At 67.8% G+C, this 10,878-nt stretch carries 18 protein-coding genes and 3 pseudogenes; 17 read left to right on the top strand and 4 right to left on the bottom strand.

The features are described 5' to 3' along the window. Positions 1-45 precede the first annotated feature (45 nt). Positions 46-219, bottom strand: coding sequence for a CsbD family protein (locus ACTMTI_RS28390; protein ID WP_441123594.1), 174 nt, complete (start codon positions 217-219; stop codon positions 46-48). A gap of 305 nt (positions 220-524) precedes the next feature. Between ACTMTI_RS28390 and ACTMTI_RS28385 the strand changes: the two genes are divergently transcribed. The 10 genes from ACTMTI_RS28385 (at position 525) to ACTMTI_RS28340 (ending at position 5,698) form a co-directional block, all read left to right on the top strand. Beyond that, on the top strand, positions 525-1,043 hold the full coding sequence (locus ACTMTI_RS28385) for a hypothetical protein (protein ID WP_441123593.1): 519 nt from the start codon (positions 525-527) through the stop codon (positions 1,041-1,043). A gap of 44 nt (positions 1,044-1,087) precedes the next feature. Then, positions 1,088-1,492, top strand: coding sequence for a gas vesicle protein GvpJ (gvpJ, locus tag ACTMTI_RS28380; protein WP_441123592.1), 405 nt, complete (start codon positions 1,088-1,090; stop codon positions 1,490-1,492). A 1-nt stretch (position 1,493) separates the two neighbouring features. Then, on the top strand, positions 1,494-2,273 hold the full coding sequence (locus ACTMTI_RS28375) for a GvpL/GvpF family gas vesicle protein (protein ID WP_441123591.1): 780 nt from the start codon (positions 1,494-1,496) through the stop codon (positions 2,271-2,273). Further along, positions 2,264-2,536 (top strand): gas vesicle protein GvpG, encoded by a 273-nt coding sequence (locus ACTMTI_RS28370; protein ID WP_441123590.1) that lies wholly within the window; start codon positions 2,264-2,266, stop codon positions 2,534-2,536. Before ACTMTI_RS28375 ends, ACTMTI_RS28370 begins: the two co-directional genes overlap by 10 nt. Before the next feature lie 4 nt (positions 2,537-2,540). Beyond that, on the top strand, positions 2,541-2,870 hold the full coding sequence (gene gvpO / locus ACTMTI_RS28365) for a gas vesicle protein GvpO (protein ID WP_441123589.1): 330 nt from the start codon (positions 2,541-2,543) through the stop codon (positions 2,868-2,870). A 10-nt stretch (positions 2,871-2,880) separates the two neighbouring features. Beyond that, positions 2,881-3,258, top strand: a complete 378-nt coding sequence (locus ACTMTI_RS28360) for a gas vesicle protein (protein WP_441123588.1) — start codon at positions 2,881-2,883, stop codon at positions 3,256-3,258. Further along, on the top strand, positions 3,251-4,039 hold the full coding sequence (locus ACTMTI_RS28355; RefSeq protein ID WP_441123587.1) for a GvpL/GvpF family gas vesicle protein: 789 nt from the start codon (positions 3,251-3,253) through the stop codon (positions 4,037-4,039). Before ACTMTI_RS28360 ends, ACTMTI_RS28355 begins: the two co-directional genes overlap by 8 nt. Continuing rightward, the gene (locus tag ACTMTI_RS28350; protein ID WP_441123586.1) at positions 4,026-4,253 is read left to right on the top strand and encodes a gas vesicle protein; all 228 of its coding nucleotides are present in this window, start codon (positions 4,026-4,028) and stop codon (positions 4,251-4,253) included. Before ACTMTI_RS28355 ends, ACTMTI_RS28350 begins: the two co-directional genes overlap by 14 nt. Next, the gene (locus ACTMTI_RS28345) at positions 4,246-4,575 is read left to right on the top strand and encodes a gas vesicle protein K (RefSeq protein WP_441123585.1); all 330 of its coding nucleotides are present in this window, start codon (positions 4,246-4,248) and stop codon (positions 4,573-4,575) included. The genes ACTMTI_RS28350 and ACTMTI_RS28345 overlap by 8 nt, the downstream gene beginning before the upstream one ends. 409 nt (positions 4,576-4,984) lie before the next feature. Beyond that, positions 4,985-5,698, top strand: a complete 714-nt coding sequence (locus tag ACTMTI_RS28340) for a hypothetical protein (RefSeq protein ID WP_441123753.1) — start codon at positions 4,985-4,987, stop codon at positions 5,696-5,698. A 69-nt stretch (positions 5,699-5,767) separates the two neighbouring features. On the opposite strand, the pseudogene ACTMTI_RS28335 reads toward ACTMTI_RS28340, so the two are convergent. Next, positions 5,768-5,941, bottom strand: a pseudogene (locus ACTMTI_RS28335) (DUF5131 family protein); the annotation flags it as partial. A gap of 37 nt (positions 5,942-5,978) precedes the next feature. On the opposite strand from ACTMTI_RS28335, the pseudogene ACTMTI_RS28330 reads away from it, so the two are divergent. Then, positions 5,979-6,326, top strand: a pseudogene (locus ACTMTI_RS28330) (Tn3 family transposase); the annotation flags it as partial. On the opposite strand, the gene ACTMTI_RS28325 reads toward ACTMTI_RS28330, so the two are convergent. Beyond that, positions 6,320-6,535 (bottom strand): helix-turn-helix domain-containing protein, encoded by a 216-nt coding sequence (locus tag ACTMTI_RS28325; RefSeq protein ID WP_441123584.1) that lies wholly within the window; start codon positions 6,533-6,535, stop codon positions 6,320-6,322. The pseudogene ACTMTI_RS28330 and the gene ACTMTI_RS28325 sit on opposite strands and share 7 nt — an antisense overlap. Before the next feature lie 189 nt (positions 6,536-6,724). On the opposite strand from ACTMTI_RS28325, the gene ACTMTI_RS28320 reads away from it, so the two are divergent. From ACTMTI_RS28320 to ACTMTI_RS28295, 6 genes and pseudogenes are all read left to right on the top strand, one after another. Then, positions 6,725-7,165: a YbaB/EbfC family nucleoid-associated protein gene (locus tag ACTMTI_RS28320; RefSeq protein WP_441123583.1), complete on the top strand. Its 441-nt coding sequence runs from the start codon at positions 6,725-6,727 to the stop codon at positions 7,163-7,165. After that, positions 7,162-7,494, top strand: a complete 333-nt coding sequence (locus ACTMTI_RS28315; protein ID WP_441123582.1) for a hypothetical protein — start codon at positions 7,162-7,164, stop codon at positions 7,492-7,494. Before ACTMTI_RS28320 ends, ACTMTI_RS28315 begins: the two co-directional genes overlap by 4 nt. Positions 7,495-7,523: 29 nt before the next feature. Further along, complete coding sequence (locus ACTMTI_RS28310; RefSeq protein ID WP_441123581.1) at positions 7,524-7,982, top strand: hypothetical protein; 459 nt, start codon at positions 7,524-7,526, stop codon at positions 7,980-7,982. 233 nt (positions 7,983-8,215) lie between these two features. Next, positions 8,216-8,638, top strand: coding sequence for a hypothetical protein (locus ACTMTI_RS28305; protein ID WP_441123580.1), 423 nt, complete (start codon positions 8,216-8,218; stop codon positions 8,636-8,638). Continuing rightward, positions 8,631-9,038: a hypothetical protein gene (locus ACTMTI_RS28300; protein ID WP_441123579.1), complete on the top strand. Its 408-nt coding sequence runs from the start codon at positions 8,631-8,633 to the stop codon at positions 9,036-9,038. Before ACTMTI_RS28305 ends, ACTMTI_RS28300 begins: the two co-directional genes overlap by 8 nt. Before the next feature lie 567 nt (positions 9,039-9,605). After that, a pseudogene (locus ACTMTI_RS28295) lies at positions 9,606-10,100 on the top strand (FAD-dependent oxidoreductase); the annotation flags it as partial. A gap of 208 nt (positions 10,101-10,308) precedes the next feature. On the opposite strand, the gene ACTMTI_RS28290 reads toward ACTMTI_RS28295, so the two are convergent. Beyond that, entirely contained in the window at positions 10,309-10,872 is a 564-nt protein-coding gene (locus ACTMTI_RS28290; protein ID WP_441123578.1) for a DUF4142 domain-containing protein, read from the bottom strand. Positions 10,873-10,878: the final 6 nt, after the last annotated feature.

Genomic DNA, 10,878 nt, shown 5'->3' with positions numbered 1-10,878 from the left:
ACGGCGGAAGCCCTCTCCCGAAGGGCTTCCGCCGTTGCCGGACCGCTATTTCTTGAAGGCGTCCTTCACCTTCTCCTTGGCCTGCTTGAGATTGGCCTTGGACTTCTCTGTCTTTCCTCTGGCCTGCAGAGACTCGTCATCGGTGACGTCACCGGCACGCTCCTTGGCCATGCCTCTGATCTCTTCGGCCTTCCCCTTGGCCTTGTCCTTCCGAGCCATATCGGCCTCCCCCCTTGCGGAGCATTGTCCGAGATCCGGGAATCGACGAATTCCCACTGCCCGGACAACCGGGGATTACGCGCTTCTCCTTCACCGGGTGCCTACGCCGTGGCGGACCCCGCCGCCCGCACGCCGTAAGGCGCACGTCCACCGGCGCGAGGTGGTCGCAGAGGATTTGGTCCGCCCTTTTTGTCGTTTATGTGTTCTTTGGACATTTTGGGGGGTAGTGCGACCACTTCTCCTCGCACGGCACCCCACTCAAGGCGGGCGGTCGAGGCGAGGTGGGAGAGCCAGGAGGACTGATCATGGACATCGTCGAATCGATCGACATCGGGGCACCTGTGCGCGTCGTCTACGACGAGTGGACGCAGTTCGCGGACTTTTCGGGCTTGATGCATCAGGTCGAGACCGTGGAGCAAGTGCCCGGCCGGATCATCTGGCGGTCCGCGGGCGGCAAGGTCCGCGTCGACGGCGCCGTGACGTTTCACGAGCTCGCGCCCGATCTGACCCGCGTCATGCTCGTACTCGTGTTCCACCCGCAGAGCCTTGTCGGGCGCGTGGGCACCATATGGCGGGCACCGGGCAGGCGGGCACGCCTGCGGCTCAAGCACTTCGCGCGACACGTCATGACCGAGACCATGCTGCACCTCGGCGAGATGGCGGCGGACGGCCGGCGCGGCCAGATCCGCGACGGCCAGGTCGCGGAGGACCACCAGACCGCCCACCGAGAGGAACGGGCCGAGGAGCGTCCGGCGCGGCCGGTTCGCGCGGAGGAGCCGCCCTCGCGACCGGTGCGCCGCAAGCCGGCGGCCCGGCCGGCCTGACGACACGTCTAGCCGCCGAGAAAGCAGGAGGAAGAGGAAGACATATGACTGTCCAACCCGCAACGGGAGGAATGGCCGGAGGTCCGTCTCCATCGGGCCTGGCGGATGTCATCGATACGATCCTGGACAAGGGGCTGGTCATCGATGCGTACGTCAGGGTCTCACTCGTCGGCATCGAGATTCTGACCATCGACGCGCGCGTCGTCGTCGCCGGCGTGGACACCTACCTGCGCTTCGCCGAGGCCGTGAACCGGCTGGACCTGCGCGAGTCGAAGGATCCAGGGCTGCCCGAGATGGTGCACGGCGCCAAGCAGGGGGCGATCGGCGACAGGAGCAAGGGCGTCGCACAAGGCGTGCTGGACGCGGCCGGAGAGAAACTAGGCGACCTCACCGGCAAGCGCAAGGACGAACGACAGCAAGCACCGCGGCCCGAGGGAGAGGAGCGCTGACATGGGTGAAGCCCCTGAAGCAGGCGTCGGACTGTACGTCTACGGCCTGGTCCCCGAGGACGTCGAGGTGGCCGAGGACGCCGGCGGCGTGGGCGACGAGCCGGGCGAGGTCAAGGTCATACGACACGGTGAGATCGCCGCTCTGGTGAGCGAGATCCCCCTTGATCGCCCGCTCGGCACGCCCGACGACCTCGTCAGGCACCAGGGACTGCTGGACGGCACGGCGGCCGCGGTCCCCGTGCTGCCCCTCCGCTTCGGCGCCGTCCTGGCGAGCGCGGACGCGGTCGTCGACGAGCTGCTGGCAGCTCATCACGACGAGTTCCTCGCCGCACTGAAGGAGATGGACGGACGGGCCCAGTACGTCGTCAAGGGCCGTTACGTCGAGCAGGCAGTGCTGCGAGAGGTGATGGAGGAGATCCCCGAGGCCGCGCGACTGCGCGACGAGATTCGCACTCTAGGGGAGGAAGCGGCCCGCGACCTGCGGATCCGGCTCGGGGAGCTGGTCGGCAACGCGATCGCGGCCAAGCGCGAGTCCGACACCCGCGCGCTGCTGGAGGCCGTCGATGCGGTGAGCGCGCTTGCCGCCGTGCGAGAGCCGTCCCACGAGCAGGACGCCGTCCACCTGGCGCTCCTCGTGGAGATGGACCGGCAGGCCGAGCTCGAGCAGGTCGTGGCGGACTTCGCCGAGCGGTGGGCGGGACGGGTGGAGTTCCGCCTGCTGGGGCCGATGGCGGCGTACGACTTCGTGGCGTCCGGGGCGGGTGGTGCCGCGTGGGGCTGATCAGCCTTTTCTTCGGCTGGCCGCTCCTTCCCGTCAAGGGCGTGATCCGGCTGGGAGAGCTGATCCAGGAACAGGTCGAGCGGGAGCTGCGCGACCCGGTCGTGATCAGGCGCCGGCTGGAGGAGCTCGAGCGGCTCAAAGCCGACGGTGCGATATCGGAGGAGGACGCGGCCCGCGAGACGGAGCTGATCTTCCAGCGGATGACCGGCCGATCCGGTCCTGCCGGCACCGGTGCGGCGGCTGACGGCCAGGAGAGGGGTTGATCGCGTGCCTGCCAGGCGCGGTGCCCCGGAGGACAAGAAGCAGAGCGACGTCGAAACCAGAAGGCGCCCTTCCGGCACCCTGTCGGCGGCGACCGCGGGAGCGGCCGGAATACGGCACATCACCGACTTGACCGCCAAGGAAGTGGAAGGCGCCACGCGGGTGCAGCCGGTCGAGGGCGGCTGGGTGGTCGACGTAGAGGTGCTGGAGGATCGCCGTATTCCCTCATCCGGCGACATCCTGGCGCTCTACGAGGCCGAGCTGGACATGGAGGGAAATCTGACCTCTTACCAGAGGAAGCGGCGCTACAGGCGCGGTAGGAGCGACAACGCGTGAGGCACGAGACATGACCGAATCGAGCCCCATGGTGGGCCGGCCCTATTCCCCCGCGCAGAGGGAGCCGACGAACCTCGGCGACATTCTGGAACGGGTCCTCGACAGGGGGGTCGTGATCGCGGGCGACATCCGCGTGAACCTCCTGGACATCGAATTGCTGACCATCAAGCTACGGCTGATCGTCGCGTCCGTCGACACGGCAAGGGAGATGGGCATCGACTGGTGGGAGCAGGACCCCTGGCTCACCGGGAAGAACCGGGAGCTGCTGGACGAGAATCGCAGGCTCCGCGAGCGGCTCGCCATCGCGGAGGGATCGCGACAGGCGCTGCCGGAAGACGCGGAGAGCAGCAGGAGGCGGTCGCGCGAAGTGGAGGAGCCCGATGGATGACGTGGGCACGTACCTCTACGCGGTCGCGCTGGAGCGGGACTCCGCGCCGGTGGAGGGTTTGACGGGGGTCGCGGGCGGGCCCGTGCGGGCGATCTCCCATGCCGGTCTCGCGGCGTACGTGAGCGCCGTTCCCTTGGCGGAGTTCGGCGAGGAGCCGCTCCGGCAGTCGCTGGAAGACCTGGACTGGCTCGGCGAGACCGCCCGCGCTCACCACCGGGTGGTGGAGGCGGTGGCCGCGAAGGCGCCGACCGCTCCGGTGCGGCTGGTCACGGTCTACCACGACGAAGGGCAGATCCGGGACCTCCTGGAACAGCGGCATGACGACTTCGTGGAGGTGCTGTCCCACATTGCCGGCCGCCAGGAGTGGGGGGTGAAGGTGTACGCCGCCCCGACCGCGGCGGCCCCGGCCGAAGAACCGGCCGCGCAGGACAGCCCGGGAAGGGCGTACCTCAAGAAGCGTCAAGCCGGCCTGCGCACCCGTGAGGAGGCGTGGCAGCGGGCGGCCGCGCGGGGCGAGCGGATCCACGACGTGCTCTGCTCCGTCTCCGTGGCGAGCCGTCGCCACGGCGCCCAGGACCCGCAGCTGTCGGGTCGCGAGGAGTGGATGCTCCTCAACGGCGCGTACCTGGTCGACGAGGCCCGCGCCCAGGAGTTCGGGCAGGTCGTCGAGGGTTTGCGCGAGGAGGGGATCGACGTCGAGCTGACCGGCCCGTGGGCGCCCTACTCCTTCACGACGCCCGTCGAGCCGCTGGAGAGAGAGGCGCGAAGTGACGCACCCTGAGCCGCGTGGCGGCGTGCTGGCGCGCGAGGGCCGCCTGCCGTCCGAGCGGGTGGCGCTCGTGGACCTTCTGGACCGGCTGCTCGCGGGCGGGGTGGTCGTCCACGGCGACCTCGTGCTCTCGATCGCGGACATCGATCTCGTCCGCATCTCCGTGCGTGCGCTGATCATGTCCGTACGGGAATCCGACACGATCGTGGGTGCACACAGTGAATAGGATCCAAGGCCCGCAGACGGTCCGCTCCGCGGAAAGCCGGCCGTCGAGGCGGCTGCGCATCGAGGCGGACCGCGAGGCGGTGGAGCGGGACCTGTCCCGCCTCGTCCTGACGCTCGTCGAGCTCATCCGCCAGCTCGTGGAGCGCCAGGCCATCCGCCGGATGGAACAGGAAGATCTGTCGGAAGAGCAGGTGGAGGTGCTGGGCCTGACGTTGATGCGCCTGGAAGAGGCCATGACGGAGCTGTGCGAGCGGTTCGAGCTGGCTCCGGAGGACCTCAACATCGACCTGGGGCCCCTCGGTCCTCTCCTTCCCCGCTCCTGATCGCCCGGTCGGCTCGGTGGACGGCTTGCGCTGCCGTGGCCCTCGGCCGGGTCGGGCCGCACCGCGGAGCCCAGGACGCGGCTGCTCACGCTGACCGGCGTCGACCTCGAACAGAGCAACAGTGACCTGCGGCGCCAGCTCAAGGAGCTGGCGATCGAGCTCGAAGCCGCGCAGCACGTCAACCAGCAGCTCACCCGACAACTCAACCGGGCAGGCGCTGATCAGCAGTGATGTCCGGTCCATGCGGCGACCTTCGCCGCCATCCCCGCAGCTGAGGCAGCGAACGGTCCCACGCGCCAGCGAGGCCTCGCTCCGGCACAGATTGCAGGCGGCCCACCACCTCCGAGACTGGTCGTCCGGGCCTGCAGCCGGTTGACCGCTGATCCTTTGAGGCGCGACCCTGATCCGCATGACGAACAAGGCCTGGTTCAACACGGACCAGCAGCTTTCGCCGGGCAAGGAGATCTTCCGCAGCGAGCGCAGCTTCGTACTGTGGGCCTACACCGCGAGCCACGGCCAACTGCTGTTCCGCAGCCTCGGAAGCCCGGACGAGGCCGACGACCTCCCGAAGACCACCATCGAGGTGCTCTTCAAGCCGGCAGAGGTCATGAAGATCCGGGACACCTACCACGGCTTGCTGATCAGACCTGCGCCCGACGACGAAGCCGAACGCATCAAGGCCACTCATCCCGGCGTCGACTTCAGCACCAGCGATCGAGTCTTCCTGGTGGAAAGCCAGGGAGAGACCGACTACATCATCAGCATGGCGGTCGGCTGGCACGAAGACGTCCTCGCCCCCACGCGCCGGAGCTTCTTCACCAACGTCTTCGCCGGTGATACGCGCTGGCCGACCACGCCGCTGCACGGCGTTGACGCGGGCTTCACCATCGCCTCGGCCGCCGACCTGGTCGAAGCCCTCCGCAGCAGTGAAGATCACCGGCAAGTCCGCCGGGAAAGATATCGCAACGTCTACGTCGTCATGACCCGCGTCGAGCTCCGCGACGGGCCTGACATCTCCGGCTCTGGAGTGTTCCTGACCCACGAGGACGCCGAGGAGGCGAAAGCCGTGCTTGAACCCCATGTCGCTGACTGCTGGATCGAAACACTGCCCGTCGCGATCTAGAAATGGCAAGCGGATCGAAGCCACTCGCGCAGGCCCAGCGTTAGTGCAGAGAAGCTTGAAGAGGGCAATCTGCAGATCGGCACAGCGGTCCCGGATGTCCCTCACCCAGGCCAGATCCAGCGGCCGGTGCCGCGGACCGCTCTCCCCGCCGACGATGACCCAGTCGATCCCCGACAGGTCCAGTGACGGCAAGGGGCCCAGCAACGGCTCCAGCGAGAGGAACCTGACCACGGAGGGCGCCATCTCGATCCGGTGGCCCTGCTCGTCGACCGGGTCTCCGATGAGCGCCAGGCGGGGCGGCAGGTCGCCATCACGCACGTTGCGATCCCTGAACGTGATGGGCTGTTCTCCGTTGATCTCCATCCACAGTGGCGCAGGTCGCCCGATGCGCGACACCTGTCGCTCAACAAACGTCCCCGCTTTCAGCTCTCTGAACAGCAGAAACAAGTCTCAGGACCAGCGGTTCTGGCGGGCCGACCTGCCCGACGGTGAGGAGCCGGCCACCGGGTACGGGCCGCTGGAGGACATCGCCCGCAACAAGGTCAACCTCAAGAGGATCGCCACCCACTGGCCGGACATGCTCCGCGTCGCCGGGTCGCTCATCACCGACCAGGTCCGCGCCTACGACCTTCTGTCATCGAGGAGGACCACTCCCGCGCCATCACCCTTCCGCCAGGCCTTGCGCCAGCGCGTCATCGACCGCTCGTGCACCCGTAAACGCAGCGCGACCGTCTTGGCCGACTCGCCGGCCTCGAACCACTCGGCCGCCTGCAGCCGTACACGCTCCCACCGCTCCTGCTCCGCGGGCGTGTACCCGCCCCTTTGCCCGTATCGCATACCCCGGTCGTACCGCACCGAGCGCTGTCCGTCACGACCCAGAGACTCTACGCATTCAACCTGTTAATTCTGCTTAACCAATAGTTCTCCTGGTTTTGGGGGAAATGTCATTTTAGTTCCCTGATATGAGGCCTCCTATAAGTACAATTTCGGTTCGCTTTGATGCCAGAGGACAGGAGCCGGGTGGGCATGGCGGGAAATCGAGAGCTCGGCGCGGAGGGGCTTGACCACGTGATCGAGCAGGCCAGGCGCGCGCTGGCCGCAGCTCAGTCTCCCGGCGACCCTTTTCACACCGCCGACGAGCAGGCGTCGCCGCTGCAGGGCGAGGGCAGCGCGGCCAGAGGTCGCGTACAGGCCACGGTGGTCGCCGGTGGGGGGCTCAAGTCGTTGTCGGTCGATCCGCGTCTGATGAGGCTGAGCGCGGAGGAAATGTGCGCGGAAATCGTAACGGCGGTCAACGCCGCCGTTGATGACCTCCGGGCGAACATCGTGCAGCAGGCCGGCGCTCCCCCGGAGGCCGATGAACTGTCATCCACTCTGCTGACGCTTCAATACGAATCGGTACGCCAGCTGGAGAGGTTCTCTCAGGCTGTCAACGACATCGTGCTGCGATTCGAAAGACGAGCATGACCTCCGGCCCCGAACCCGTGCTGGATAGACATTCGCCGAGCCTGCAGTCCGCCGACAGAGGTTTGCAGGCCGCGGTGGAGCAACTCCACGAGCACTGGCAGGCCCTGGGAAACGCGCTGCAACAACTGGAGCCCATGGTGGGCAACGACCTGATCAGTCAACTCATCGGCAGTTCGTTCCAGGCGATCCGTGAGGCCGCGGACGACACGTTGGCATCGGTGATGGAGGGGCTGCAGAGCCGGGGGAGTGGCGTGCTCCAGATGGACGCGAACATCACGGCGGCCGAGCAGGCCAGCATGATGAACATCGATCCGGGGCCGACGTCGTGAGTCTGCAATTGCCGGGGTGGGCGGATTCGTTGCTCGAGAACGCCGGGTACTGGTGGACGGAGGCGGACGAGGTCAAACTCGGCAACGCGGGTACGTTGTTCGCGGGATTCGAGGCGCTGCTGGACGGGGTCGGCGAGCTGGCGGGTGGCTCGGCCGCCCAGGTGTGGAATGACAACGCGGGCGAGGCTGTCAACGCGTTCCGGGCCGCGTGGGAACAGGATGACGCGCCGCACCCGGTGCTGTCGGATGCGACGAGCGGAATGCTGGCCGTCGGCGCAGGACTGTTCATCTCGGCCGCCCTCGTGCTGGCGCTGAAGATCAGCGTTCTGGTGCAACTCATCGCGCTCGCCACCGCGATACTCGCGGCGATCGCGACTGCGGGTGCGACGCTGGGCGGATCCCTCCTCAAGATCCCGGTCTACAAGGAGCTCACCGCGAGGCTGCTCAACATGCTGACCACCACGGCCGCTCGCCCGCTGCTCGGCTAGCGAGAGCGGCGGTGATGGCACGAGGTGGCCGGGCGGCCGGCTCGGTCGGTGGGCTCTTCGGCCGGCTCGCCGGTCGTATGTTCCGAAGGTCGGGAGGCGCCGGCAGCGCGGCGGCGGGCGCGCGGAACGCAGCCCCGCGCGTCTCCAGGTTCGGGCCCTACCGCGCCCCGGATACCTACCTTCTCGCCGGCAAACGGGCCAGCAACGCTCTGACCAATTTCCGGACCACCAGGATGAACAGCCTCGACGACTGGCGGCCAGGCTCGGCATTTTCCGGGGTGTACCATCCACAAACCGGCGCCCTCCTCGCCCATCCGAGCATAGGCAGTTTCAGATTTGGCCGCGACGAGATCCCGAAAAATACGGTGCAACGGAGACAGGGGCATGTGTACGTCGAGAACAGATTCAACGATGTGACCGGAAGGCCGAAGTTGGATTTGGGCATCGAGGCCGACAGGCCTCCTCCGACAGACCTGGTTGGCTTCACCGCGATACTGCGAGACGACGGATCAATCGGCATGTCCTGGCTGTCCCGATCCGTCAGCGGCAGAAATGAGTCGTTCCCGGGTGTCGAGACGCCCGAGCACCTTCGCGGGCCGATCATGGATCAAATTCGAAAGGCTACCAACCGAAGGGTCCTGCCGCACAATGAGTGACATCGCGATCAACGGGCTTCCTCTTCCGGCGGCGCTTCGCCGGGCCATTCACGAAGGCCGATGGGCGCCGCCCGATCCGGCCGTCCTGCTGGCGGTTTTCGGTGAGAAACCCGTGCAGCCGCGCTGCTACGGCGTAGCGGAGATGGAGTTCGAGAACGACCTCTGGCTCACGAACACCGACGCGCTGTACCTGGGCTCACCCGATCCCGCACGGCCGCCCGGCGACCTCGACCCGAAGACGTCGCTCCTCATCGGCGACCTCGGCCCCGACATGCCCTTCGCGCTCGACTACCGGGTCGCCGGTGCCCCGACGGTCGTGTACCTGACGCTTGACGGCGTCTGGGTGACGGTCGCGCCGTCGATCGACGCCCTCCTGCGACGCTTCGAGGCCGACGGTTGAGTCCTGCCGCGCTGACCTCAGGTATTCAAGCGGTCGGGTAACAGCGGTCTGTTCTTGAAGCCGGTGTCGACCCAGGTTTTGGATATCGTCGGGTAGGCGCTTTCACGGCGCCAGATTAGGCATCGATGCGGCCGCTGCAAGCGGCGGTGCTGCCCCCAGGACGCGTCTTCCGCCGTCGTGGACGAGGACGGCGTCTGAACCCCTGCAGTGATCTCGGTGCAAACGTGGGTGCCCGACTGGAATATCGGGTTCGTGCGGGCACCCCAAAGCGGACTATGTCGCCATCGGCGTTTGGTGGTGGGCCAGGAGAGCCCGTATGGGGGTGCGGATTAGCCGGCTCCAGATCGGCGGGCGAGATCGGGCGGACGGTGTAGGCGTCCACGCGTTCGCCGAGCCGGTGGGTGATCCGCTCGATGACCCCGTTGAGCAGCGCGTCGCGGGTGCGGAAGTAGCGCGACGTGGTGCCGGCCGGTACGGCGACGGCGGTGTCGACGGCTCTGCATCGCCTCCATCTCCGAAGACGGTGAGGTCGCTTTCGAGCAGGGCGAATCGCGCCGGTTTGACCTGGTGGTCGGCGCCGACGGGCTGCACTCCAACGTCCGGCGCCTGGCGTTCGGCCCTGAGTCGCAGTTCACCCACTGGGTCGGCGCTTACCTGGCAGTCGTCTCGGTGCCCCGCAATCTGGCCCGCGACGGCGCCATGATCGCCTACTTCGACGTGGGCCGCACCGCTACGGTCTATACCGCTGCGCATCTGGACGACGCCCGCGTGCTGTTCCTGTTCCGCACCGAGCGCTCGCTCGACTACCACCATCGCGACGCCGACCGGCAGAAGACCCTGCTCCGTGAACACTTCGCGAACCTCAACGGCCAGGTTCCGCGCTGGCTTGCAGAGCTGGACCGAACCCCGTCCTTTTACTTCGACTCCATCACCCAGATCCGGCTGGACGCGTGGTCACGCGGCCGGGTGGCGCTGGTCGGCGACGCCGGGCTGTCACCCGGCCCAGCGATCGGCGCCAGCACGAGCCTCGCTGTGGTGTCGGCGTACGTGCTCGCCGGGCAACTGGCCGCGGCCGGCGGCGATCACACCCGGGCGTTCGCCGCCTACCAGGCCATGGACGAATTCGTCCGGCGTAGCCGCGTATTCGCGCGGGGCATGGCGAAAACCTTGCTGCCCTCGCACAACGCGAAGGTGAGGTATGGTCTCGTCGGACCTGTAGCGGCCGTGACCCGCCAGTGTGGTGTGGGCCACGGCCGCGGGGGATGCGCCGTTACTGCTCGGCGCGGATCATGTGCAGGTGGTGCCGGACCACCGGGGCGCTGTCACGCGCCAGGTCCTTCACCCACCCGGAATGGCCCCGGCGCAACTCCACCTGGCCGAGCCGGAGCGACCGGTAGTGGGAATCGGCCTGCAGCCGCAGCCACGCCCGGTCGAAGCGGTGTCCCGACCTGGCGACCACGTCGCGCAGGGCGTCCCGCTGATCCCAGCTCGGCGCGCTCGGAAGCCGCACGTCGAGCCGGTCCGCTACGTCGCGCAGTCGCGCGTCCAGCCGCCGGTGGTCGCGGATCAACCGCCAGGCGATCTCGCGGACACCCCTGTCGCGCGACTCGCGCAGCGCGGCCCGGCCGGCCGCTATCTCAGCGAGGTTGCCCCTGTGGGCCTGTCTTAAGTACGCCCTGTCCTGGGCGGAGGCGTGCAGCGCCCAGCCACTCTGGGCGGGCGTGGCGGCGCTCGACGAGGTCGTCGCCGGCTCCTGGGCCTGCGCCGCGGGGGCGATGGTCAACGCCAGCACGGCCGCGACTCCTGCGGGTGCTAATTTCCGTGCTGTTCTCATGAGTCC

This window comes from Nonomuraea sp. H19 (assembly GCF_052068215.1).
Taxonomy (GTDB): Bacteria; Actinomycetota; Actinomycetes; order Streptosporangiales; family Streptosporangiaceae; genus Nonomuraea.
This window is presented reverse-complemented; position numbering and strand designations above follow the sequence as displayed.